22 protein-coding genes are annotated in these 24,261 nt (G+C 45.7%); 19 read left to right on the top strand and 3 right to left on the bottom strand.

Annotation, left to right across the window (positions count from 1 at the left end; translation table 11 throughout):
* Positions 1 to 51: 51 nt before the first annotated feature.
* From GV030_RS05645 to GV030_RS05565, 17 genes are all read left to right on the top strand, one after another.
* The gene (locus tag GV030_RS05645; RefSeq protein ID WP_159580634.1) at positions 52 to 453 is read left to right on the top strand and encodes a response regulator; all 402 of its coding nucleotides are present in this window, start codon (positions 52 to 54) and stop codon (positions 451 to 453) included.
* A gap of 354 nt (positions 454 to 807) precedes the next feature.
* Positions 808 to 1,191 carry a DoxX family protein gene (locus GV030_RS05640; RefSeq protein WP_159580632.1) on the top strand — a complete coding sequence of 128 codons (384 nt, stop codon included), beginning with the start codon at positions 808 to 810 and terminating at the stop codon, positions 1,189 to 1,191.
* Positions 1,192 to 1,236: 45 nt separating this feature from the next.
* Positions 1,237 to 3,693 carry a ligase-associated DNA damage response DEXH box helicase gene (locus GV030_RS05635; RefSeq protein WP_159580631.1) on the top strand — a complete coding sequence of 819 codons (2,457 nt, stop codon included), beginning with the start codon at positions 1,237 to 1,239 and terminating at the stop codon, positions 3,691 to 3,693.
* A 33-nt stretch (positions 3,694 to 3,726) separates the two neighbouring features.
* The gene (locus GV030_RS05630) at positions 3,727 to 4,158 is read left to right on the top strand and encodes a DUF2147 domain-containing protein (RefSeq protein ID WP_159580629.1); all 432 of its coding nucleotides are present in this window, start codon (positions 3,727 to 3,729) and stop codon (positions 4,156 to 4,158) included.
* On the top strand, positions 4,148 to 4,813 hold the full coding sequence (gene pdeM, locus GV030_RS05625) for a ligase-associated DNA damage response endonuclease PdeM (protein WP_159580627.1): 666 nt from the start codon (positions 4,148 to 4,150) through the stop codon (positions 4,811 to 4,813). Before GV030_RS05630 ends, pdeM begins: the two co-directional genes overlap by 11 nt.
* 99 nt (positions 4,814 to 4,912) lie before the next feature.
* Positions 4,913 to 5,452, top strand: a complete 540-nt coding sequence (locus GV030_RS05620) for an RNA polymerase sigma factor (protein WP_159580625.1) — start codon at positions 4,913 to 4,915, stop codon at positions 5,450 to 5,452.
* Positions 5,452 to 6,378: a hypothetical protein gene (locus GV030_RS05615; RefSeq protein ID WP_159580623.1), complete on the top strand. Its 927-nt coding sequence runs from the start codon at positions 5,452 to 5,454 to the stop codon at positions 6,376 to 6,378. Before GV030_RS05620 ends, GV030_RS05615 begins: the two co-directional genes overlap by 1 nt.
* A gap of 43 nt (positions 6,379 to 6,421) precedes the next feature.
* Positions 6,422 to 7,312: an ABC transporter permease gene (locus GV030_RS05610; protein ID WP_159580621.1), complete on the top strand. Its 891-nt coding sequence runs from the start codon at positions 6,422 to 6,424 to the stop codon at positions 7,310 to 7,312.
* A gap of 3 nt (positions 7,313 to 7,315) precedes the next feature.
* Complete coding sequence (locus GV030_RS05605; protein WP_159580619.1) at positions 7,316 to 7,543, top strand: DUF3098 domain-containing protein; 228 nt, start codon at positions 7,316 to 7,318, stop codon at positions 7,541 to 7,543.
* Positions 7,544 to 7,549: 6 nt separating this feature from the next.
* Positions 7,550 to 8,347, top strand: coding sequence for an undecaprenyl-diphosphate phosphatase (locus tag GV030_RS05600; protein WP_159580617.1), 798 nt, complete (start codon positions 7,550 to 7,552; stop codon positions 8,345 to 8,347).
* Positions 8,338 to 9,021: a tRNA pseudouridine(55) synthase TruB gene (gene truB / locus GV030_RS05595; RefSeq protein WP_159580615.1), complete on the top strand. Its 684-nt coding sequence runs from the start codon at positions 8,338 to 8,340 to the stop codon at positions 9,019 to 9,021. Before GV030_RS05600 ends, truB begins: the two co-directional genes overlap by 10 nt.
* Positions 9,008 to 9,943 (top strand): bifunctional riboflavin kinase/FAD synthetase, encoded by a 936-nt coding sequence (locus GV030_RS05590; protein WP_159580613.1) that lies wholly within the window; start codon positions 9,008 to 9,010, stop codon positions 9,941 to 9,943. The genes truB and GV030_RS05590 overlap by 14 nt, the downstream gene beginning before the upstream one ends.
* Positions 9,940 to 10,758 (top strand): M48 family metalloprotease, encoded by an 819-nt coding sequence (locus GV030_RS05585; RefSeq protein ID WP_221413289.1) that lies wholly within the window; start codon positions 9,940 to 9,942, stop codon positions 10,756 to 10,758. The genes GV030_RS05590 and GV030_RS05585 overlap by 4 nt, the downstream gene beginning before the upstream one ends.
* A 64-nt stretch (positions 10,759 to 10,822) precedes the next feature.
* Entirely contained in the window at positions 10,823 to 11,581 is a 759-nt protein-coding gene (locus GV030_RS05580) for a M48 family metalloprotease (RefSeq protein ID WP_255465140.1), read from the top strand.
* Complete coding sequence (gldC, locus tag GV030_RS05575) at positions 11,578 to 11,910, top strand: gliding motility protein GldC (protein WP_159580609.1); 333 nt, start codon at positions 11,578 to 11,580, stop codon at positions 11,908 to 11,910. The genes GV030_RS05580 and gldC overlap by 4 nt, the downstream gene beginning before the upstream one ends.
* A gap of 165 nt (positions 11,911 to 12,075) precedes the next feature.
* Positions 12,076 to 15,033, top strand: coding sequence for a TonB-dependent receptor domain-containing protein (locus GV030_RS05570; RefSeq protein ID WP_255465139.1), 2,958 nt, complete (start codon positions 12,076 to 12,078; stop codon positions 15,031 to 15,033).
* 77 nt (positions 15,034 to 15,110) lie between these two features.
* Positions 15,111 to 15,944, top strand: coding sequence for an ion transporter (locus GV030_RS05565; RefSeq protein WP_159580607.1), 834 nt, complete (start codon positions 15,111 to 15,113; stop codon positions 15,942 to 15,944).
* Between the two features lie 65 nt (positions 15,945 to 16,009).
* On the opposite strand, the gene GV030_RS05560 is transcribed toward GV030_RS05565, so the two are convergent.
* A complete protein-coding gene (locus tag GV030_RS05560; RefSeq protein ID WP_159580605.1) occupies positions 16,010 to 17,269 on the bottom strand; it encodes a fasciclin domain-containing protein in 1,260 nt (419 codons plus the stop codon).
* 137 nt (positions 17,270 to 17,406) lie between these two features.
* On the bottom strand, positions 17,407 to 17,892 hold the full coding sequence (locus GV030_RS05555) for a YciI family protein (protein ID WP_159580603.1): 486 nt from the start codon (positions 17,890 to 17,892) through the stop codon (positions 17,407 to 17,409).
* A gap of 84 nt (positions 17,893 to 17,976) precedes the next feature.
* On the opposite strand from GV030_RS05555, the gene GV030_RS05550 reads away from it, so the two are divergent.
* The gene (locus GV030_RS05550) at positions 17,977 to 19,698 is read left to right on the top strand and encodes a DUF1800 family protein (RefSeq protein ID WP_159580601.1); all 1,722 of its coding nucleotides are present in this window, start codon (positions 17,977 to 17,979) and stop codon (positions 19,696 to 19,698) included.
* A 7-nt stretch (positions 19,699 to 19,705) separates the two neighbouring features.
* Positions 19,706 to 21,259, top strand: a complete 1,554-nt coding sequence (locus GV030_RS05545) for a DUF1501 domain-containing protein (RefSeq protein ID WP_159580599.1) — start codon at positions 19,706 to 19,708, stop codon at positions 21,257 to 21,259.
* A gap of 35 nt (positions 21,260 to 21,294) precedes the next feature.
* Here the strand turns inward: GV030_RS05545 and GV030_RS05540 are convergent, their stop codons facing one another.
* Positions 21,295 to 24,207 carry a sialidase family protein gene (locus GV030_RS05540; RefSeq protein WP_159580597.1) on the bottom strand — a complete coding sequence of 971 codons (2,913 nt, stop codon included), beginning with the start codon at positions 24,205 to 24,207 and terminating at the stop codon, positions 21,295 to 21,297.
* Positions 24,208 to 24,261: the final 54 nt, after the last annotated feature.

Here is a 24,261-nt window from a genome sequence, read left to right as displayed (position 1 = left end):
AAGCTATAACTAAGCGATAGTTGATTTATCTTGGTGCTTTCTAGGGGTAACATGAGACAATCAAAAGAATATACGGTACTGTACGTAGACGATGAGCGGGCAAATCTTCGAAGTTTCAAGTCTGCATTTCGAAGGATATACAACGTGATTATTGCTGATAGTCCCCTGGAAGGCATTGAGATTATCAAGGAGAATAAAATCAACATTGTGGTGTCTGACCACAGGATGCCCGAGCTGATAGGTACCGACTTCCTGAGAAAAGTATACGAGCACGACGGCAACATCCGCAGGATCATTTTGAGTGGGTTTGTAAAGAAAGAGGATTTGCAGGAAGCCAATGAGGAGTTCGGGATCCATGCCTACATCTCCAAGCCCTGGGATTTCGATCATCTCCAGGGGATTTTTGAAAGGTTACTCACCGAAGAGAAGTCTGAGCACATCATTTACGACTGATTTAATTAGGTCCAGCATTTACATCATTGCTTTTTCAAATTGAGATTTTTTTCCTCGCTCTGAGAGAAAAGAATACTCTTTTAAGTCCTTTTGGAGCCTTCGTGTCAGATCATGGCCGCTTATTTCAATATTTTCCTGAAAAATTTTCATGGTTTTTAGTTTTTGGCATAGTTATCGCTAATAAGTATTCAGAGTTTGAGATCAGAAAATGACCTTGACTCGGAAGAAACTTTTTAGTTAGGTTAGGTTGGTGATAAGCTCCCCTCATTTATGAGGGGGGCTTTTTTTTGCTCCTTGTTTGAGGGAATGAAGGGGATTTATTTTATCTTATCCTATCACTAACTCTAGTTCAATATGAAAGTACTTTTCGAATGGCTGCTTAGTATCCTTGCAGCGTTTCTGCTTTTACAGACCTTATTTTACAAGTTTTCGGGGAGCGATGAGAGTGTATATATCTTCACTCAAGTGGGTATGGAACCCTGGGGGAGGTATGCTTCAGGTGTGGTAGAGCTTTTGGCAGGTGTGCTTTTACTCTCCCAAAAGTATAGGGCATATGGTGCTGTCTTGGGTTTGGGAGTGATCTCGGGAGCTTTGTTTTTTCACCTGACCTCCCTCGGTATTGAGGTGTTGGGCGACGATGGTCGTTTGTTCTATTATGCGCTTACTGTTTTTATCAGCTGCATACTGCTCCTGATCATGCGGAAGAAAGACATTCCGTTGATAGGACAGAGATTTTGAGTGTTTTTTTGAGTGTTGGGATCGATACTTGGCTGAGGCGACACATTGAAAGATGAATTAGAACCGGCACTGGCCTGGTTTAAATCCAGAGGATGGGAACCATTTGACTTTCAAAAGGAGACCTGGCAGGCATATCTCAGCGGTCATAGTGGCTTGCTCAACGCGCCCACGGGCAGCGGAAAAACCTACGCCCTCTGGATTCCATGTGTTTTGGAGTTTCTGAGGGATCATGATCCTTCCGAGGTTACTCCAGAATTGCGGATTTTATGGGTCACCCCACTGAGGGCACTAGCCAAGGATATTCAGCGTGCCATGCAGGCTGTCTGTGATGAAATGGATCTTCGGTGGACCGTAGGTCTCAGAACGGGAGATACCACTACCTCTGAACGGCAGAGGCAAAAGAAAATCGCGCCACAGGCTTTGGTAATTACTCCCGAAAGCATTCATGTTTTATTCAGTCAAAGTGATTACCCCAATTTTTTCAAGGGAGTAAAAGCCATTATCGTGGACGAGTGGCACGAGATTCTGGGTACCAAGCGTGGAGTGGCCACGGAGTTGGCCATTTCCAGACTCAAACACATTACCGAATCAAAGCTAAAGGTTTGGGCAATTTCTGCCACCATTGGTAATTTGCCCCAGGCCAAGCGGGTGATCCTCGGCGAAGACGCCTATAAGGAGGGTGTGGTGATCAAGTCCCGATTGGAAAAAAAGGTGGAGGTGGAGTCTGTCTTGCCCGATGAGGTGGAAAAATTTCCCTGGACGGGGCATTTGGGTACCAAATTACTACCCAAAATATTGCCCATCATTCTTAAGAGTAAGACCACTTTGCTTTTTACCAACACCCGCTCTCAGACAGAGCTCTGGTACCAGGCCATTCTGAAATTTGCCCCAGAGCTGTCAGGAATCATAGCCATGCACCATGGTTCTATGGATCACGACATCAGGGGCTGGGTAGAGGATGCTCTTCACGCAGAGAAACTCAAATTGGTGGTGTGTACCTCCAGTCTGGATCTGGGGGTTGATTTCCGCCCGGTAGACACTGTTATTCAGATCGGAGGGCCAAAGGGCGTGTCGCGGTTCTTTCAAAGGGCAGGCCGTAGCGGCCATCAGCCAGGAGCTACCAGTAAGATTTACTTTGTGCCCACACACTCTCTGGAGCTGATAGAGGGTGCGGCCCTTAGGGAGGCTATTGAGGAGGGAATGTTTGAAAGTAGAAATCCCTTGCAAAAAAGTTTGGATGTATTAGTGCAATATCTGGTCACCCTGGCCGTGAGTGGGGGATTCAGGCCACTACAGATACTTGAAGGGGTGCGTCAAACGTATAGTTACCGATTGTTGACGGCTGAAGAGTGGAGCTGGTGCCTTGATTTTATCACCACCGGAGGCAAAACTTTAGGTCAGTATGATGAGTTTGCCAGAGTGTATAATGATGATGGGGTTTACAAAATCATTAATAAGAAGGCGGCTACCAGGCATAAACTATCCATAGGCACTATAGTGGGGGATCCGGCCCTCAAGGTTAAGTTTATCACAGGTGGTCATATTGGTACCATTGAAGAGAGCTTCGTGTCAAGACTGAATGTAGGGGACACTTTTTGGTTTTCTGGCAGAAACCTTGAATTCGTGAGGATCAAAGACCTGACGGTACTGGTAAGGAAATCCAATAAGAAAAGTGGACTCACCCCTCAATGGATGGGGGGTAGGCTGCCTCTTTCCTCTATGCTGGCATTTAAGATCAGAGAAAAGCTGGATGGTGCTATTGGCGGTGATTATTCGTCTGTCGAGATGCAAACCATCCGACCTATCCTGGATCTGCAAAGTCGCTGGTCGATGATCCCCTCTTCCAAACAGCTCCTGATAGAGAAAACTAAAACGCGATTTGGTCATCACATTTTTATTTTCCCATTTGAGGGAATGTTTGTTCACGAGGTGCTTGCTGGTGTCATTGCCATGCGCATCAGCAGGATTAGACCCATTTCATTTTCCATTTCCATGAATGATTATGGGTTTGAAATGCTTTCTGATCAGGAAGTACCCATAGAGGAAGCACTTGAACTGGACCTCTTTTCAGAAGAAAACCTCATACCGGATATCTATGAGTCCATCAACATGACAGAGATGGCCCAGCGAAAATTTCGTGATGTGGCCACGATTGCAGGCCTGATCTTTCAGGGGTACCCCGGTAAAAACATTAAATCGCGGCATTTGCAGGCCTCTTCAGGTATTTTGTTCAAAGTATTTGAAGAATATGATCAGGGAAATTTGCTGGTTCGTCAGTCTATGGAAGAGGTGATGACCTTGCAGCTGGAGCATTCACGGCTTTTTGAAGCTGTCAGGCGAATTAACCAACAAACCATCATCTTGAAAGAGACCATTAAACCTACCCCGTTTGCATTTCCTATATTGGTGGATATGTTTCGAAGGCAAAAACTCACCTCTGAGCAGCTAGCCGATCGCATCCGGAAAATGCAAATACAGCTGGAACGTGCGGCAGCCAAATAGGGTATTTTCATTACTTTGCGGAAAATCCTGAATATGAGACAAATTTTCATTCTCCCTCTTTTTTTTAGCCTGATATCAGTACAGGCCCAGTCAGTTACTGGACTATGGAAGACCATTGATGATGAGACTGGTAAGCCCCGATCAATCGTACAAATAGAAGAACGCGATGGTCAGATTTTCGGTACCATTGTGCGCTTGTTTAGATCCCCGGATGAGGAGCAGGATCCTGTGTGTAAGGTGTGCCCCGGGAAGCGCAAAAACCAGAAAATTATCGGAATGGAAATCATCTCTGGATTGAGTTACGATCAGGATGATGAGGAGTATGGTGGTGGAGAGATTCTGGACCCGGAGAGTGGCAATGTGTATGACTGCAAAATTTGGCTGAGTGAGGATGGAACCCTAAAAGTGCGTGGATACGTCATGTTTTTATACCGAACCCAGACATGGCTCCCTTATGCGGAGTGATCTGGAGATAAAAGGTTCTGAACATCAGTTTCATCTCAAAGGGCAGTCTTTGGTGTTGAGTTGTGATCGTTCCATTTTCTGGGAGGATCACTCGGCGCTTGTGGTGTCCGATCTGCATTTGGGTAAAGCCGGTCATTTCAGAAAACACGGGATTCCTGTGCCTTCACAGATTCATATCTCAGACCTTCAGCGGGTCAATTCCCTGATTGAAATATATCGCCCAGAGCGCATTCTATTTCTTGGGGACCTTTTTCATAGTGACCAAAACGATGAGTGGCAGGATTTTATGCACTGGTCCAATTTTCATTCCGACATAGAACAGATCCTGATTTTGGGGAATCATGATATTTTGGATCCTTCTCAGTATGGTCACACGAGGGTGCGGTTATGCGAAGAATACATGCACGGTCCCTTCGAATTCACCCATGAAACACGCCGGTCAAAGGCCTACAATATATCAGGTCATATCCACCCATCCATCAGGCTCAGTGGCCTGGCCAGGCAAGGGGTTACGTTACCATGTTTTTACTTTGGGCAAGACCATGCCTTGCTTCCGGCTTTTGGAGAATTTACCGGAAACCACCCGATTCGCGCCCGCGCCGGAGATCAGGTTTTTGCAATTGGCGAAGATCTTTTGATAGGGTTGGTGGGGTAAATCACTAATTTTACAGTCAGAAATGACCAATTCATCGACAATGCGGTTACTTTATCAGGAAAAGAGGTATTTAATGACAGAGCGCGAGCTCCTGCTGCTATGAAGGATAGTGAGATTCTTGAGAAAATTGCAAAAGGAGACGAGACAGCCCTTGACTATCTGTACAAGAAGTACTACAGGATGATGACCAATCTTGTCCTGAAGAACAACGGTACAGAAGAAGAAGCTAAGGATGTGTATCAGGAAGCGCTTTTGGCATTTTGGCAAAAGGCAATAAGTGGGAAGCTGGTGTTGACCTCAAAGATTAGCACCTTTCTCTATAGCATTTGCCTGAACCAGTGGAGAAAGGAATTAGACAGGAAGAGCAGGTTATCCAATGAAGAGGTGGATAGCGAAGAGTTTCAGGGGCATGACCAGAATGAGCGATACAAGATAGTCATGCAATGTATCAGTGAACTTGGCGATACCTGCAAGAGAATATTGACATACTATTACTTTGATGGTCTGAATATGACCGACATAGCGGAAAAATTGAATTTTGCTAACACGGACACAGCCAAGACCAAAAAATATAAGTGTAAGAAGAAATTAGATAGTTTAATAAAAGCACGATATACCACAACCGACTTTTTTGATTAATGAATCCAACGCCGCACCAAATAGATAGCTACTTAAGAAACGAACTTAGTTCATCCGAACTGAGTGCATTCGAAGCAGAAATGTCCAATAACCCAGAGCTTATGGATCAGGTTCGTTTTGAACAAACTGTTGTAGAAGGTATTTCACAGTATCGCAAGGCAGAATTGAAAGCCAGACTTGATGCCATAGAGATCGGTTCAGGCTGGATGGGAATCGGCCAGCTGGGGAGTAGTGCGTTGGTGAAAAGTGTTGGTGGAGTGCTGGTGGCCTCACTTGTTGGGGTGTCTGCATATTTTGTTTTCACAGCAGAAGAGAATATCACTTCTCCGGAGATTATTGAGTCGATTGAAATCACCTCACCAAAGCAGTCGGAGAGCTATCAGTTTGAGTTCCCTGAATTATCAGTTCAGAAGGTTTCATCTGTCGTTTCCGAATCTTCTCCCAATGTTGCTGAAAAAAGCAGCGCCACTTCGGATGAAAAGGTGAAGGCACTGCCTACTGTACAGAAATCAGTAGCTTCTGTAGATGAAGAGACTGAATTTGTACCGGTGGTTGATTTACCAGATTTGGGTGAGTTGAGTGAAGAGAAAGGATTGAAGATCGAGGATGCAAACTTGCCGGAAATGAATGAGATGGACGTAGTATCCTCTAAAGGTGAAAGTCCGATCAGCGTGGAGACCATCCAACGAAATTCTGAATCCATCAAATACAAATATTTCGACGGTAAGCTTTTCCTCTATGGGGATTTCAAAAGCACTCCTTATGAAATCATAGAAATCAACAGACCTTCTGAGCGAAAACTATACCTCTTCTATGATCAGGAGTACTATTCTATCATCGTCAGCGATAAGGTACAGGAGCTATCTCCGATTACGAATCATCAACTACTTCAGGAGTTGGAAATAGTCAGAAACAATAAGCTCTAGCATTCTCTGCATTTCGGGTTACATTATTTAGTTTTGGGGCGGGATGGAACAGAAAACCCGTACAAAAAGGAAATTAGGGAGCTATCCCTTCGTGAGTGTTACGTTTAGCATCACGTTGGCACTCTTTGTCATTGGTCTATTTGGCCTGATGGCTTTGCATGCCAATAAGTTGACAAACATCATTCAGGAAAACATAGAATTGCAGGTCTTTTTGAATAAACAGATTTCTGCTGGCGAGGTGAGTAAGATCAATCGCACCATAGGCTCCAAAGCCTATGTCATCAAAGAAAATAACGAACCAAGAATAAGACTTGTTACCAAAGACGAGGCAGCCGCCCAGTTCATTGAAGATACCGGAGAGGATTTCAAGGAGTTTTTGGGAGATAACCCACTTCGTGATGTGCTGATCATCAATGTGAAAACGACCTATCAGTCGGCCGATTCACTGAAAATGATCAAGAAGGACATAGAGAAGATGAGTGGAGTCTACGAAGTGTCTTACGTAGAATCCCTGGTTGAGAGTATCAATGAAAACCTGGCCAAGATTGGCGTCATATTAATCGGATTTTTCACGATTCTGCTCATTGTAGTGGTTATCCTGATCAATAATACCATCAAATTGGCCTTATTCTCCCAGCGCTTTCTTATTCGCAGTATGCAGCTTGTAGGCGCCACTTCCGGATTCATTCGAAAGCCTTTTCTCAAACGCTCGATTTGGTATGGTTTTCTGGCCGGTCTTTTTTCATCTTTAATGCTCCTGGCGCTGCTGATGTATGCCAACCAGCGTATCGAGGACATCAGAGCGCTTCAGGATTTCAAGAATTTAGGAATACTTTTCGGAGGATTAATCGTTTTAGGAATTACCGTGGGCCTTTTGAGTACCTACCGGGCAGTTAAAAAATATTTACAAATGTCATTAGACGAACTTTACTAGCTTATGTCAGACCAACATAAATTCGCCTTTCAAAAGGCCAATTATATCATCATGCTCGCCGGAGTACTTACTCTGGTGATAGGTTTTTTCATCATGGCTTCAGATAGCGAACCCTACGGCTTTGGTTTTCTCGGCCTTACGCTCGGACCAATAGTGGTGATGCTTGGTTTTTTGATTGAGTTCGTAGCCATCTTTTACAAAGGGAAGAAATCAGAATCAGATAGCCAATAACAGCCTATGACCTGGATTGAGGCGTTAATTCTTGGGATTATTCAGGGATTAACTGAGTTTTTGCCAGTGAGCAGTAGCGGACATCTGGAGATGGGTACGGTGCTGTTGGGGGTAAAGTCAGAGGAAAACTTGCTGTTTGCAGTTATTGTGCATGCGGCTACCGCATTGAGCACCATTGTGGTTTTTAGGAAAGATATTGGGGAGATCATTGCAGGCTTGTTTCAGTTCAAATGGAACGAATCCTGGGATTTTGGCATCAAAATCATTATTTCTATGATTCCGGTTGGCATTGTAGGGGTGTTTTTCGAAGATGAAATTACCGCCCTTTTTACCGGAAACCTGTTGCTGGTAGGGAGTATGCTATTGGTCACCTCGGCACTGCTGTTCTTTTCGCATTTCAAAAAGAATAACGAGAAGCCTGTGAGCAAGCCGCACGCTCTTATCATTGGACTGGCTCAGGCAGTGGCCATTCTACCCGGTATTTCCAGATCTGGAGCCACCATTGCCACTGCATTGCTCCTGGGTGTCGAAAAGAACAAAGCCACACGATTTTCATTTTTGATGGTGCTCATTCCCATATTGGGAGCAAGCATGTTGAAGCTAAAAGACTACTTTGAAGCCCCTGCTGCATATGAGGGGCTATCAGGACCTTCCATGGTGGTAGGGTTCCTGGCAGCATTCCTGGCAGGCTACGTAGCATGCAAATGGATGATTGGTATTGTGAGAAAAGGTAAACTCACCTACTTCGCGGCATATTGTCTGGTTATTGGACTCATTGCCATTATTTCTCAGATATGGATTTAAATGCCTACACAGAAGGACAAATACTGCTCATAGACAAGCCGCTGACCTGGACTTCCTTTGATGTGGTGAAAAAACTGCGCTACGCACTAAAGGTCAAGAAAATCGGGCATGCAGGCACCTTGGATCCTTTGGCTTCAGGTTTGCTGTTGATCGGTACAGGCAAGTTCACCAAAAAACTGAATGAGCTACAGGGGCTTGATAAAACCTACGAGGGTATTATCACCATCGGAAAAACCACTCCATCCTATGACCTGGAGACAGATTTTGACTCTGAGACTGATATTAGTCACTTGACCAAGGAGGACCTTCAGGCAGCAGCGCTGAAGCTTACAGGCCCCATAGCGCAGGTGCCACCGGCTCACTCTGCGGTGAAGGTGAATGGGGAGCGGGCATATAAGAAAGCCAGAAAGAATATCGAAGTAAAGCTGGATCCTCGAAGTATCACCATCCATGAGTTTCAATTGTTGAAGGTGGAGGGTGCTGATGTTCATTTTCACATTAGCTGTTCCAAAGGAACCTATATCCGTAGTATCGCCAGGGATTTCGGTGAAATACTGGGAGTGGGAGGACATCTTTCCAGTCTGAGACGAACCAGTATTGGCGAGTACCAGGTGAGTGATGCTGAGGATTTGGAAGCGTTTGTTGCCAAAGTTCGTGACGATGAAACTGATTGATGACCTTTCTCAGTTCACTGCACCGGCATATTCGGTAGTGACCAGCGGCACTTTCGATGGGGTGCATGTGGGACATCAGAAGATTCTTCAAAAAATTGTGCAGGAAGCACGAAAGAGGGGTGGTAAGAGCATTGTGCTCACGTTCTGGCCACATCCACGGTTTGTCTTGAAAAAGGATGCCGGTGACCTGAAGCTGTTGACAACTTTCGAGGAGAAAGTGGAGCTATTGGCTCAAAATGGCATAGACTATTTAGTCAAAATACCTTTCACTAAAGAATTCTCAGAGCTCACCTCAGACCAGTTCATCAGGCAAGTGCTCGTGGAAAAGCTCAATACAAAGCTGTTGGTGATCGGTTATGACCACAGATTTGGAAAAAACAGAGAAGGTGGCTTTGACTATCTAATGGAACATTCAGGTGAGTATGGTTTTGCCATCAAGGAAATATCCCGAAAAGATATAGAGGATGTGGGGGTAAGCTCCACCCTGATTAGAAACTCTCTTGCCGAGGGCAACATTCACATTGCTAACGATTTTCTGGGAAGGCCATACAGTCTTTCCGGTTTTGTGAAAGATGGTGATAGGATTGGCCGGAGTATTGGATTCCCAACGGCTAATATCGACGTACCGGAAGCTTACAAACTCATTCCGGCGGATGGAGCCTATGCAGTGTTGGTGAGTCTTGAGGGGCAGAAATTTCAGGGAATGCTAAACATTGGTCAGCGCCCTACAGTTTCTGGTGAGGAGCGCAGGATTGAAGTAAATCTGTTTAATTTTGATGCTGATATCTATAATCAACGCCTCACGATTGAGTTCATTAAGTTATTGAGGACGGAGAGAAAATTTGAAAGTATTGAGCGGTTGAAAGAGCAACTCTCTCTGGATAAACTGGAAGCAATTCGGATTTTAAACCAACAGTCATGAAAGTACTAAAGTTAAATGCATCATTGATCATCATGATCATCTTGTCGGGGTGTGTGGCTTCCGGAGGAAGGGTCACTTCATTGCTTTTTGCACCTTCGGATGACAAGAAGCTGGGTGAGCAGGTGAGCCAGGAGATCGCAAACAACCCTGCCGAGTATCCGGTATTATCTGAGAGCAAATACCCTCAGGCTTATCAGTACCTCAATGCCATGCGGGACAAAATACTAGCCAGCAATGATATAGATTATAAAAGTGAATTTGCCTGGGAACTGAAAATCATTCAGGATGACCAAGTCCTCAACGCTTTTGCCACACCAGGGGGCTACATCTATGTGTATACAGGTCTGATCAAATACCTGGAGAAAGCCGATGACCTGGCGGGTGTGATGGGGCACGAAATTGCCCACGCCGACAGGAGGCATTCGATCAAGCAATTGGAAAAACAATATGGGTTGAACATCCTACTCAGCATAGCGCTAGGCAATGAACCAACTCAGCTGGCACAAATTGCCGCACAGCTGGCAGGTACTGGAGCTGTTTTGAAGTTTAGCAGAAATGCAGAAGCAGAGGCGGATGAATATTCGGTGAAGTACCTGGGCGATACCCCTTATGCCTGTAATGGAGCGGCTTCTTTTTTTCAGAAGCTGTTAGATCAGGGACAAACCGGTGGCACACCGGAGTTTCTGAGTACTCATCCCAGCCCCAAAAGCAGGGTGAGTGATATCAATGCCACGGCTCAGTCAGCAGCATGCAGTACGGCCCTGATCAAAGAGACTGGTATGAATTATGCTCAGTTTAAAGCCAGCCTTCCTTAAGTAGCCTATGAAAACAATGAGAATTTTATCCCGAGTTTTAGTCTTAGCGCTTTTGCCATTTTCAATGGCTTGTGACAAGAATGGAGACGTGAGTTTTTTTTCGATCGAACAAGACAAAGAGTTGGGCGCGCAGGTGGCTGCACAGATTGCCTCAGACACCAGCTTCAATATATTGTCAGCTGCGGAATACCCGGAGGCTTATGCCTATCTGGAGAGCATGAAAAATGTCATCCTTAATTCCGGTAGCGTCAGCTATAAAGATGAATTTGCCTGGAAGTTGCACATCATTTATGATGATGTGCTCAATGCTTTCGCTACCCCGGGAGGTTATATTTATGTCTATACAGGTTTGATCAAATACCTGGAAAAAGCCGATGACCTGGCAGGAGTGATGGGCCATGAGATTGCCCATGCGGATCAGCGACACAGTTCCAAACAACTCCAAAAGGCCTATGGAGTTCAGATTCTTCTGAGCATTGCGCTGGGAGAAGATGCATCACAGCTAGCACAGGTAGCCGGTCAGATCGCGGGTACCGGGGCTATTTTGGCATTTAGCAGAAGTGCTGAGACAGAAGCTGATGATTTTTCGGTGCAGTACCTGTCCGATACAGATTACGCCTGCAACGGCGCAGCCAGTTTCTTCCAGAAGTTATTGGACGAGGGGCAGGGAGGGAGTACGCCTGCTTTTTTGAGCACCCATCCTTCACCTGACAACAGAGTAGCAGATATCAATGCCAAAGCAGACAAGCTAGGCTGTGATACCGACACCATTACTGAAAGTGGATTTACTTACCAAGATTTTAAAAATAGTTTACCTGAATGAAAAAATCAGACATCAATATTACCGTAGAGTTGGATGACCAGAACATTCCTGAGAAGATCACCTGGGATGCGGATGAAAAGGATCAGCCTGGTGCTTCTGAAACCAAATCCATGAGCCTGTCACTTTGGGATGAGAAGACCAAAAACACGCTACGCATAGACCTCTGGACCAAGGACATGCCGGTGGAAGATATGAAGCGGTTTTACATCGATTGCCTGGGCGGGCTGGCACAGTCCGTACTCAATAGCACCGGAGATGAATACATGTCATCGGAGCTCAATGCACTCTGTGACCGGTTTGTGACTCACCTGAAAGATGAGGTGGGTTAGTAGAATGTCTAAAGATATGATGAAAAAGCCTGTTGATGCCAACAGGCTTTTTTTATGGTCAAAATTGATCGTTTGATCAGAATACCTATGGTTTTAGGGAGAAAATCTTGATATTTTTATCTAATATTAGCTTTTACTATCATACTTACATTAACCTCTACCCAAATGACGATTTCAAGGATCAAATTTTACCTGAGTTTCCTTCTGCTTTGTTTAATTGGTATGCATGCATACGGTCAGGTGACCATCGCCGGTCAGGTGACAGACGAGCGAACTGGAGAATCACTCATCGGAGTAAACGTGCTGGTGAAAGGGACGGTACTGGGTACCATTACCGATGTTCAGGGAAACTTTAATTTGAAAATCACCTCACCTCCTCCGGTGACCCTGGTGATTTCCTTTGTGGGCTTTGAGCGGCAGGAAATAGAAATTGATCAGGCGGTCATTTCCAACCTTCAGGTGAAGATGACTGAGTCTTTTATGCTGGGGCAGGAAGTCGTGGTTTCAGCCTCGCGTGTTGAGGAGAGCATTTTGCAATCTCCCGTGAGTATTGAGAAAATGGACATACTCGCAGTACAAAACACCTCTTCAGATACTTATTACAAGGCGATAGCCAACCTGAAAGGAGTGGATGTTGCTTCCAGTAGTATCAATTTTCAGATTATCAATGCGAGAGGTTTTGGTAATACTGGTAATACACGTTTTGTGCAGCTGATCGACGGGATGGATACACAGGCCCCGGCGCTTAACTTTCCGATAGGTAATCTTAATGGCCCCTCAGAGCTGGATGTAGAAAGTGTAGAATTAATTCCGGGAGCTTCTTCGGCATTGTACGGCCCCAGCGCATTCAATGGCGTACTGCTCATCAATAGTAAAAATGCTTTTGATTATCAGGGAGCAAGTGCTTTTGTGAAGACAGGAGTGAACCACGTGGGTAGCTCTGCAGACCAGGGCCCGGCATTGATGAAGGAGGCTTCTATTCGATATGCAAAGGCTTTTAACAATAAATTCGCATTTAAGATAAACGGTAGCTACTCCAAAGCCGATGACTGGCACGGAACAGACGCTGCGGACAGAAATGCTGACTTCAACCCATTGGCATCCGTAGGTGGTGAAAACCCAGGAGCTGACAGGTTGCACTTCCATGGAGATGAGGCAGGTATCAACCTGGCCATATTCCCATTTAGTGCGGCGTTTGGTACCATAGCCAGAACCACCCAGTTTGAGAATGGAAGGTTTGCTTCTAACTACATGAATGCTGGAGATTTACCCAATCATGTGGCAACGATCACTCCCTACAAGGAAGTGGATCTGATCAACTATGGTGCAGAAAACATGAAGGTGAATACAGGTCTCTACTACAGGATCACCGACAATATGGAGCTTAGTTACTTGTACAATGCCGGGTTCGGTACCAGTATCTACACCGGAGCTCAGCGTTATTCCCTTTCCAATTTTGGGATTCAGCAGCACCGTTTGCAGCTCCGTGGAGACAACTTTTTCCTACGGGCTTATGGCACCTTTGAGAATTCGGGAGACTCTTATATCACGGAGTTTTTGGCCAAGCGGGTAAACGACTTAATGGTGGGTTACAACTTCGGGGATTACCACAACGGGTTTAATCCGTTTGAGAACCAGGGGAAAGGGGACCTTACAGGGTATTTGGTGGATTATGGTATTGAATACCTTCGCTCTATCAGTGATCAGGGCTATCAGCCGGGTGAAATCGCTGCATTGAGTGAGGCAGAGCGTCTGCAAGTGCAGCAGAATGCGCATCAGTATGCCCGCTCTACGGTGGATGATCGATACATCATGGATCCCAAAACAGGTACGGTGGTAGATGGAGAAGGTAATACGCTTACTTTCGAAGATGTGAAGAAGGAGGCATTGAAAGGGACCATCCCGAACGGACCAAGCTTCGCAGATAAGTCGGCCATGTACCATGCAGAAGGGCAGTATGATTTTAAAAATGAAATTGATTTTATGGAGCTCCAGATGGGGGCCAGTTTCAGGATTTATGATCTGGGCTCCAAGGGAACGATTTTCCCGGATACTGTAGGAAATGAAATTGCCATTAAGGAATATGGAGTTTACGCGCAGGCAGGTAAAAGGCTCACCGATAACTTCAAACTATCAGGATCGATACGCTACGATAAAAACGAAAACTTCAAGGGGCAGGTTAATCCTAGAATCTCAGGAGTATTTACGTTCAATAAAACTCATAATATCAGAGCTTCCGTGCAGACTGGTTTTAGGTTTCCTACCACCCAGGGGCAATATATCAACCTGGATGTACTTTCCAGTAGATTGCTAGGTGGATTGCCTCAGTTTTATGAACAATATCTTCCTGATCCGGAAAATAACTACTATTACTCCGGTGCATCAGTGAATGCTTTCCGAAATAACATTTTTTCAGGCCAGGAGATATCAGAAGCCGCCACTGCCTTGGTGAGAAGGACTGACTTTAGTCCGGTAAAACCTGAGCAGGTAAAATCCATTGAAGTGGGTTACAAGAGTCTGATCCAGAATAAGCTGCTAGTGGACATGGTGTATTACTACAATAGCTATTCAGACTTTATTACACAGGAGTTGGTAGTAAAAGCCCAAAAGGATACTGATGACGAGCCCAACTACCTGACTATTTTGAGAAGTAATGCAGACAATGCATTTTCTATCTACACCAACCTGGATAACCAAGTGACCACCCACGGAGCAGCAGTAGGCCTGACCTACAACCTGGTCAAGGGATATCAAATAGGAGGGAATTATACATGGAGTAAATTTATCAGCGGTTATGATGAAAATGTGCTGAATGACTTCAATACACCTGAGCACAAATTCAATGTCAATTTCGGGAACAGAAAAGTGACGGATGTTTTCGGCTTCAATGTTACCTACAGATGGCAGGAAGCTTTCAGATGGGAATCTTCATTTGCCAGGGGCCCTGTGCCAGCCTATGGCACGCTGGATGCCCAGATTTCTTTAAAATTGGATAACCTGAGGTCAATTTTGAAAATTGGTGGGTCCAATGTTCTGAATAATTACTATATTCAAAGTCTGGGAGGACCCAATATTGGTTCCATCTATTATGTATCCATCAGTTTTGATGAATTAATGAACTAAACGGTTTTATCACCAATCTAACCGAAGCCCTTTCCATTTGGATAGGGCTTTTTTCATGGATTTGCGATATTTAGGATATGGAAAACGCGGATTTTAAACATTTCGGCAAACTGAGAAGCAAGCTCTTCGTCATCGTGTTTGGTACCGATACCCCGGCAGGCAAGGCTTTTGATTTGGTACTGCTAGTGGCCATTGTACTCAGCATCATTGTTGTCATGCTGGAGAGTGTAAGGGATATCAAAATCAGATTTGAGGAGATATTTTACATACTGGAATGGACCTTTACAATCATTTTCAGCATCGAATACCTGCTGAGGATTTTCATAAGTAAAAAACCAAAAACGTATGTCTTTAGCTTTTTTGGAGCGATAGACCTCATTGCCTTGCTGCCGACTTATATCAGCTTATTTGTGACCGGAGGCAGCTACCTGGTAGTGATCCGGGCGATACGGTTACTGCGAGTTTTTCGAATCATGAAGCTGACCAGGTACATCAATGAAGCCAGGATGTTGGGGCAGGCCATGGAAGGTGCCAAACGCAAGATCCTGATATTTATGGGAGCTGTATTTACCCTGGTAATGATCACTGGCACCCTGATGTACCTCATAGAAGGTGGGGAAAATGGATTTACCAGCATTCCTAGAAGTATCTACTGGGCTGTGGTGACCGTAACGACTGTTGGTTATGGAGATATCGCACCGCATACTGTGCTGGGGCAGACCTTTGCCACCATACTGATGCTTACGGGTTATGCTATCCTGGCAGTGCCCACAGGGATTATGACTTCTGAGATCAATAAAGCAGAACGACGAGGATCTATAAAAGATAAGATTTGTCAGCGTTGTACTACGGGCAATGAGCGACAATCCAATTACTGCAGTAAATGCGGAGAACGCTTGGAAGAAATATAAGCGCATAAAAAAACCTCCCTGATGATTCAGGGAGGTTTTTTTATGTAATTGGTTTCGTTTAATTCTTATTGTACCGGAGACAGAAGCCCTGCGATTACATGTACTCGACCATTTGCAGTAACAAGAGATGAACTTGCGCTGGCAGGTACAGCTACCTGAGCCTCAGGTGTAGTGTCACCATTAGAATCAATCACTATTCCTGTAAGGATACCTTTTGCAGGATCAGTAGGGGCTTCAGTAGACAATACGGTCAGCGTAGCTCCAGAAGCAGCTGTGAATTGTGCACCTTGAGTTAAGCTGGTGGATAACACCTCAGACAAAACAATCTGAGTGGTGATAATTCCATAAAAGCTCTGAGCCGGGGTGCCTGACATAAAGGCTTTGATCTCTGCTTCACTGGCTGTTCCATCGCTATTTCCCGCTTTTGTATCGGCAGCCACATGGAATGTTCCATTACTTGGTGCAAACACCGTGTGCGTAGCACTACCCGAAAGCATGGAGTAAATGGTAGGCAAAGAATTTTGAGCCGCGAATGTGTCAGCTTTGAAGATCGCCTGAGCAAGTAATGAGAAATCAGCACCAAGAAGGAGTGTTCCTGCATTGGTTCCAAGGATAGGAGTCAGCTGTGCACCGACTGTTTGGGGTATCAATACAGATCCTACCACGTGCATCACGCCATTTGTCGCTTTTTTGTTAGCTCCTGTAATTGCAATGGCATTATTAGAAGAACCTGTCAGCAAGGTTCCATCAGCATTCACCACGATTTTATCTACGCTATTCACATCCACACCCTGACCTGTAGCCAATGTGGTTACCTGCTTGCCAGAGGTCAAGTCAGCTTTCAGGTAAGAGGTTACCGAAATGTGATAGGCCAGTACATTTTTGATGATATCTGGATTAATAGAGGTGATCTGAGCTGGGAATCCCGGAGTGGCCAGTAGGTTGACAAATGCATCATTGTTAGGCGCAAATAGGGTAAAAGTACCACTAGCACCCAGAGTAGCTACCAAATCAGGATATACACCCAGGTATTTCTCCAAAGAGTCAAGACCCTCAGTGCTTTGTACCAATTCCCAGATGGTCTTGGTAGGTTCGCCCTGAGTATCATCATCATCATCGCTATTATCTACATATCCGGTAGGCTGCTCGCAGGCACTTACAGAGGTATTGGCATCACCCAAACCATCCGCATCGGCATCCGCATACCAGGTAGTTTCAGTACATGAAGGTTCATCCTCACCACAGCTGGTGGTGAATGCCAGGCCAATTACTACGGCAAGCATAGCCAGGACTTTCAATGGGTTAATTGAATTTTTCATCATCATCTTCTTCGATTTTGTTTAATGTGTAATTTAATTCCAATCTCTCATTTTATGGAACACATAAAGTTAGATAAAATTATTATGCAAGCATACTATTTTGCTCCTCAGAAATGTCGAAATATTTTCATTTTGTTAATTCTTCAGATTTTTTTCCGGGCTACCTGAGTGTGCAGATCTTTGAGTTTCATAAGTGCAGCACTACCATACCATGGCCTGAGCTCCATTTTTAATCGCCCCGCCTGTATGGCAGGATCGGTGCTGGTAAGGGCTTCGGCTTCTTCTATGGTTTCCACCGCAAAAACATAGATACCCCGGATTTCCTGATCATCCAGAAACGGGCCAGCCAGAACCAGTGTGCCTTCCTCAGCCATTCTGGTGATGTTATCCAGGTGTGCTCTTTGCAGCCTGGAAGCTTCCACAGAATCCTGACTCCTGTTGGGACCTGCAATGAGGTTGGCAATGACGTAGGATCGCATGCCATAGTCGTCTGCACCAACTTCCGCTGCCAGCAGTGAATCATACTCAAGAGCCGTAGATGGTTGAAGGTTGGTTTGTTCTTTTTTGGAAGATTGGCAGGCACATAGTGCCAGTATAAGTCCGGGGATTATTATCTTAAGGGTGTTCATGTGAGCGAAAATTGTTTTAGGTTAATCTAGCCATTTTGACAATAATCGAGGAAATGATTAGTTTTAAAGAATACAAAAATTTCTATGAATAATTCAAAAGATAGAAATTATCTACCAAAAAATTATCAGGAGCTACTGGCCAAGTACCGTAAAGTACCACCGGTAGTGTTGGAAACCAATCACCCAGCCTCGCCGAAGCGAAGTGCCTTAGCCACTGGTTTGGAGGTTTACTCAGGGGAGTGGGGCGATGTGCAAAAGCTTCATCTACTCAGGAGAACACTTTTTGGAACCAGGCAGAAGGATTTGGAAGCCCTTGCGGGTTTAGACGTGTCGCAAGCCGTTGATCTGTTGCTGACCAAAGGAACAGTGACGCTTCCCGTGAACAATTATAATGATCCTGCAAACGGGGTGGAAGATCCGGAGATTGCTTTCGGGGAAACCTGGATCAATTCCGCTTACGGCGATCAATACGAAGGGCCCAGAACCAACTCACTCAAGGGATGGCTGATTAAAAATATGCTCAATCAGGATACCTCAGTTGAGGAGAAAATGCTTCTTTTCTGGCATAACCTGCTGCCTATCCAAACCTGGGGTGTGTTCTATGCAAAGCTGAGCTATCGCTATTTTGAGATGTTGAGGAGAAATCTCTTTGGCAATTTCAAAACCATGATCAAAGAATTGACCCTTGATCCGGCCATGCTGCTGTACCTAAACGGAACCTTTAACAACAAGGAAGCTCCCGATGAAAACTACGGCCGTGAACTGCAGGAGCTATTTTGTATCGGTAAGGGACCCAATGCGAACTTCACTGAGGAAGATGTACAGGCTGCTGCTCGTGTGCTTACTGGTTGGGTTGTTCGGTGGGAGGATTTTGAGGCGTCCGGGATATTGCCTTCTTATTTCTACAGCCCGTTTCATGACACCACCAACAAGCAATTTTCAGCATTTTATGGGAATAGGGTCATCCTGGGCAGGACCGGAGAGGCCGGAGCGGAGGAGCTGGATGAGTTGCTGGATATGATTTTTGATAACAACGAAACAGCACTTTATCTGTGCAGGCGACTGTATCAGTTTTTCGTATATCCGGAGATAGATGCCGCAGCTGAAGGTCAGGTGATAGAACCCCTGGCGAATATTTTAAGAACCAATGATTATGAAGTAAAGCCTGTGCTGGAGGCCCTATTCAAGAGTGCTCACTTTCATGATGAAGCCAACTGGGGAGCCATTATTAAAAGCCCGACAGAGTATGTTTTAGGCTTGTGGAGAACCCTGGAAGTAGAAGGAGTAGATACTGAGGATTTGCTGCTCGGTTACACACAGCATAACAGTTTCTTATGGAACATGGCCAATCTGGGTATGGAAATTGGTGATCCCCCGAGTGTATCGGGTTGGCCAGCCTATTACCAGACTCCTTCTTATGATAAATATTGGCTGACTACAGATACCATTGCCAACCGTGCGATTGCGAGTGATTCGCTGGTGTATTGGGGTTTTTGGATCAAGGAGGGAGTTCAGATTCCTGCGGATTTGATCAAATTTATCAGTGGACTCAACCATCCTGAAGACCCTAACCTGATGCTCCTGGAGAGTAGCCGGCTCTTGCTCGGAATGGAGCTGGATACGGAGATGCTGAATAACCTGAAGAGCATTTTATTGTCTGGCCAGCAAACAGATAGCTACTGGTCTACAGCCTGGGGTGAGCTTACGGAAAACCCCGACGATGAAGAGTACAGAATGGTCGTTGAAAACCGCTTGAAGCCTACTTTTCAGCATTTGTTACAATTGGGAGAAGCCCAGCTAATGTAGATTTATTATGAGAAGAAGATCATTTTTAAGACACGTTTCTCATTCTCTGGCGGTACCTGGCGTGCTGGGTGCTATGGGCTTCCGCATGCCGGGACCCAATTCCTTAACCTCATTATTGAGAATGGCTGTGGATACCGATCGCGTATTGGTTATGATTTTTTTGGAAGGTGGAAATGATGGATTGAATACCGTCATCCCTCTGGATCAGCTTTCTGCTTTGAACAAAGTGAGACCACATGTGATCATGCCTGATAATAAGCTTCTGAACCTTTCAGATGCTGATGTGGCGTTTCATCCTTCTTTTGATGGTTTGAAATCACTGTATGATGAGAACAGGTTTCAGGTCATTCAAAATGTGGGCTATCCACAGCAAAATTACTCTCATTTTCGATCCACGGACATCTGGATGAGTGCCTCTGATTCCAATGAGTTGGTCAATTCGGGGTGGACCGGGCGCTTTTTGAGTGATTCCTATCCTGGTTATCCTGAGAGTTTCCCCAATGATGACATGACCGATCCACTATCCATTGAGATAGGCTATGGTAGCTCTTTGCTTTTTCAGGGGCCTCAGTCCTCCATGAGTATGGTCATCAGCGATCCGGATTTCTTCTATGACCTGATAGAGAATGAGGAACGGGAAGTGCCGGATACCCCCGCAGGAGAAAAACTAAAATATGTGCGTCTGATTGCCAAGCAATCTCAGCAATATGGGCAGGTGGTCAAAGCTGCTGCCGCCAAGGTCAAAAGTCAGGCGACCTATCCTCAAACGTATATTGCCCAGCAGCTGAAGATTGTTTCTCAGTTGATCGCCGGAGGATTGAGAACTCCTTTGTACCTGGTGAGAATGGGGGGCTTTGATACCCATGATGCGCAGGTAGAGGGATCTGATCATACCCAGGGAGAGCACGCTTCTCTTCTCAAGGATCTGAATGACGGCATTATGGCTTTCATGAAAGATCTGGAGATGCAGGGGACAGATGATAAGGTAGTTGGTCAGACATTTTCCGAATTTGGGCGACGCATCGTCTCCAATGCCAGCTTAGGTACGGATCATGGAGCTGCCGCTCCGATGTTCTTCTTTGGAAATGCAGTGATGGGAGGGGTGACAGGCACTAACCCGAGCATCTCCAGCAATGCCAAGTATGATGACAACCTGGAATGGGAGTTTGATTTCAGACAGATTTACGCTTCTGTTTTGGAGCAATGGTTGGGAGCTTCTTCGCCTCAGGATGTATTATTTAGGGACTTTGAAACAGTCTCTATTATTGGTGAACGCGAAAAAACATTGGCTGCCCAACCTCAGGAGGGTCGGGGATTACTGGTCTACCCTAATCCACTGAACGGACGTGCTACGATCAGGGTGGATGCCGTGACAGAGGCAGTAGCCATCGATTTGATTGATATCAGCGGAAAACATATTGAGTCCATCTATCGAGGGAACATTTCTCAGGACCAGCAGATTAGTTGGGAAACTTATCGCCTCCCACCGGGTAAGTACTTTGTCACTGTTCGTGGCCAAAAAACAAGGCGGGTTTTTCCGGTCATGAAGGTTGGATACTAATGACCTTTTAGGGTGCGAAATAAAATATCGGGCAGCTATTCGCTGCCCTTTCTTTTGGCTGCTTGTCTGGGAGCATTCACCTTTAAAGGAGCGGAAGCATTCTTCTCACCAATGTTCAGTGTGAAGGTGTAGGCACCCGCCGGGAGGTAGTACTTTCCATTGTCTCTTGCTTCCAAAGTGCTTTCCAATTCCAATTGCTTTTGCAGTTGTTTCACCTGAGAGCTGTCAAATGTGAAATCATATTCCAGGTAGTTCAACCCTTTGTCCAGATGAGTAGTCCATGATTTCAATACCAGGCTGTCTATTGAAATGCTCAATGTAGCCGTGCCTCCGATGCTTGTATAGGCTTCTACGACCGTTTGAGGCTCATTGTACCCGTCCCAATGCCAGCTGCCTTTGGTGCCCCACCTTTCGGAGTAACTCTTCTCAGAGATCGGAAATACCTTGATGTCATCAGTAAGGCCGGGAAGTTGCTGTAGGGATTCCATATTGGCCACATAGATAGAGCGCCCATGGGTACCGAGGATGAGGTCTTTGTCTCTGGGGTGGATCACCAGATCATGCACTGCCACGGCCGGTAGACCTGCATTGAAAGCCATGAAAGACTCACCTCCGTCCAGGGAGACATATGCTCCATGATCTGTACCTACATAGAGAATGTTTTCGTTTTTCGGGTCCTCTTTGATCACGTTCACGGGTTCTTTGGGCAAATCCAAGCCAATTGGTTTCCATGTTTTTCCATAATCATCGGATCGATAAATCAGGGCATCAAAAAGGTCCCAGCGATAACCATTGAGGCTGGCATACACCCGGCCTTCGGCATGTGCCGATGCGGTCACCCTGCTCACCCAAAGGTTGGTGGGAAGGCCACTGGCTATTTTCTCCCACGTCTGTCCGGCATCTCTACTGATATGGATGAGTCCATCATCGCTGCCTGCATAGAGCAGCCCAAACCTGATGGGAGATTCGCTAATGCTCGTGAGTGTTCCATAAGCCACATCACCTTTTTTGCCACCATTGGTCAGGTCTCCGGAGAGGGTCTCAAAATCTTCGCCCTGGTTCATAGAGCGATGAAATTTGTTGCTGCCAAAATAGACAATGTCCTGATTGTGGCTGGAAAGGAGGATCGGTGACTGCCAGTTCCAGCGGAGCGGGGCCTCGCCCAGTTGATGCTTTGGGGTAATGTATTTTTGATCTCCGGTGGAAGTATTGATTCTGAAATAGTTGCCAAACTGATAGCCGGTATAAACCAGATCGTTGGTTCGGGTGTCTATGACCACCTGCATACCATCCCCACCCATGAGCCGCTCATAAGGGTATTTTCCTTCTTCCAGCCAACTTCTGCTGTAGGTATAGTTGCTGGGGCCTTTCCAGACACCATTGTCCTGAAGACCGGCGTACACATTGTAAGGCTCAGCCATATCCACATTTACCGTATAGAGCTGACCTACTGCCGTGGAGTTACACTTGACCCAGGTGTCGCCGAAATCATAAGAGATATTGATTCCACCGTCATTCCCATTGATCAAATGACCCGGCCTGGAGGGGTTGACCCAAAGAGCGTGATGATCGGCGTGCACGTTTTCCATATCCGTGATGCTCCAGGTGCTGCCCCCGTCTGTTGATTTGATCAGTGGAACTCCCATGGTATAGAGAATGTCAGGATTTTGTCCGTCCACTCTTATTTGTCCAAAATAGTAACCATAGGAAAATACCAGCGCGTCAATGTAATCTTCATGCGTTTTTCTCCAGGTTTCTCCGCCATTGTCTGAGCGGTATACTTCCGCACCCTTCACGGGGGTATCAAAAAGGAGTGAATTCGCATCCTCCAGATAAGTCACCAGGTCCTGGGGTTTTACTTTTCCTTTTTTTACCTCTTCCTTGATGTCTACGGCATTGTATTCATCGGGAAAGTTTTCCCGGTCCAGAAAATCGTTGAGTTCATCATTGGTAAGCGCCAGGAAGGCATCGATCGTTGTGTTTCTCAGTAGGTTTTTTGTGACAGAAAAAGTTTCCTTTTCCTCTTCATTCCGACGGTCCTGATTATCCAGTATGGCATAGATGATCTCAGGGTTAGAGGGGGCATATGCCAATCCAATCCTGCCAGTGCCTTCAGTATCCGGAAACCCATTGTTTCCGGATGAGATATTGAGCCAGGTGATGCCACCATCTGTAGATTTAAACATGGCCGAACCTTTGCCTGACTCCTCAAAATTCCATGCTTTTCGGTCCTTCTGCCATGAAGCCGCAATCAACTCATCGGGTTTTTTTGGATTCAAAATCAATTCTACAAATCCACTTTTTTTATCTACATAGAGGGTTTTTTCCCATGAAGCACCACCATCCACGCTCCGGTAAATGCCAGATGCTTGATTATTTGAGTACAATGGGCCCAAAACAGCCACCCAGAGAATTTTCGGGTTATCGGGATGTACAATGACCCGGCCGATGTGATGGGATTCCGGGAGCCCCAAATGCTGCCAGGATTGGCCATTGTCTGAGGATTTGAATAATCCGTAGCCTGAGTAGGAGGACCGGCTGGAGTTATTTTCACCGGTGCCTACATAGATGACTTTCTCGGTCCAGTCTACAGCAATATCGCCGATGGTCATCACGATCTCATTGTCAAATATGGGATCAAAAGAGGCACCTTCATTTTTGGTTTCCCAAAGCCCTCCGGAGGCATAGGCCACGTAGAAGTGCGTGGGATCCTGAGGGTCAACTTCCAGGTCTACCACCCGGCCACTCATGATGGTGGGGCCAATATTTCTGAAGGGAATGTTTTTGACCAGCGAGTTTTCCAAAAGGCTTTGTCTCTGCAAAAAGCCTTGCCATCTGTCTGCAGCAGAGGTGGCGGCCGGGGTATCATTTATTTTTAGTTTTTGCCCGGAGACGTGAGTAGTAGCTAGCGTTAAGGCGAGCAGTAAAATCAGAGGGAAGCTTTTCATGGGTAATGTTTTTGACGGAGGTGTAATTATACTAAATTTCGGGTTCAAGAAAAC

Source organism: Marinoscillum sp. 108 (genome assembly GCF_902506655.1).
In the GTDB taxonomy this organism is placed as follows: Bacteria; Bacteroidota; Bacteroidia; order Cytophagales; family Cyclobacteriaceae; genus Marinoscillum; species Marinoscillum luteum.
Note: the sequence above shows the minus strand (reverse complement) of the source record. Positions and strands in the feature narration are given on the sequence as shown.

Coding starts and splice junctions, on each gene's coding strand:
- GV030_RS05645 (WP_159580634.1), top strand. CDS start 52: ATGAGACAATCAAAAGAATATACGGTACTGTACGTAGACGATGAGCGG.
- GV030_RS05640 (WP_159580632.1), top strand. CDS start 808: ATGAAAGTACTTTTCGAATGGCTGCTTAGTATCCTTGCAGCGTTTCTG.
- GV030_RS05630 (WP_159580629.1), top strand. CDS start 3,727: ATGAGACAAATTTTCATTCTCCCTCTTTTTTTTAGCCTGATATCAGTA.
- pdeM (WP_159580627.1), top strand. CDS start 4,148: ATGCGGAGTGATCTGGAGATAAAAGGTTCTGAACATCAGTTTCATCTC.
- GV030_RS05620 (WP_159580625.1), top strand. CDS start 4,913: ATGAAGGATAGTGAGATTCTTGAGAAAATTGCAAAAGGAGACGAGACA.
- GV030_RS05615 (WP_159580623.1), top strand. CDS start 5,452: ATGAATCCAACGCCGCACCAAATAGATAGCTACTTAAGAAACGAACTT.
- GV030_RS05610 (WP_159580621.1), top strand. CDS start 6,422: ATGGAACAGAAAACCCGTACAAAAAGGAAATTAGGGAGCTATCCCTTC.
- GV030_RS05605 (WP_159580619.1), top strand. CDS start 7,316: ATGTCAGACCAACATAAATTCGCCTTTCAAAAGGCCAATTATATCATC.
- GV030_RS05600 (WP_159580617.1), top strand. CDS start 7,550: ATGACCTGGATTGAGGCGTTAATTCTTGGGATTATTCAGGGATTAACT.
- truB (WP_159580615.1), top strand. CDS start 8,338: ATGGATTTAAATGCCTACACAGAAGGACAAATACTGCTCATAGACAAG.
- GV030_RS05590 (WP_159580613.1), top strand. CDS start 9,008: ATGAAACTGATTGATGACCTTTCTCAGTTCACTGCACCGGCATATTCG.
- GV030_RS05585 (WP_221413289.1), top strand. CDS start 9,940: ATGAAAGTACTAAAGTTAAATGCATCATTGATCATCATGATCATCTTG.
- GV030_RS05580 (WP_255465140.1), top strand. CDS start 10,823: ATGGCTTGTGACAAGAATGGAGACGTGAGTTTTTTTTCGATCGAACAA.
- gldC (WP_159580609.1), top strand. CDS start 11,578: ATGAAAAAATCAGACATCAATATTACCGTAGAGTTGGATGACCAGAAC.
- GV030_RS05570 (WP_255465139.1), top strand. CDS start 12,076: ATGACGATTTCAAGGATCAAATTTTACCTGAGTTTCCTTCTGCTTTGT.
- GV030_RS05565 (WP_159580607.1), top strand. CDS start 15,111: ATGGAAAACGCGGATTTTAAACATTTCGGCAAACTGAGAAGCAAGCTC.
- GV030_RS05560 (WP_159580605.1), bottom strand. CDS start 17,269: ATGATGATGAAAAATTCAATTAACCCATTGAAAGTCCTGGCTATGCTT.
- GV030_RS05555 (WP_159580603.1), bottom strand. CDS start 17,892: ATGAACACCCTTAAGATAATAATCCCCGGACTTATACTGGCACTATGT.
- GV030_RS05550 (WP_159580601.1), top strand. CDS start 17,977: ATGAATAATTCAAAAGATAGAAATTATCTACCAAAAAATTATCAGGAG.
- GV030_RS05545 (WP_159580599.1), top strand. CDS start 19,706: ATGAGAAGAAGATCATTTTTAAGACACGTTTCTCATTCTCTGGCGGTA.
- GV030_RS05540 (WP_159580597.1), bottom strand. CDS start 24,207: ATGAAAAGCTTCCCTCTGATTTTACTGCTCGCCTTAACGCTAGCTACT.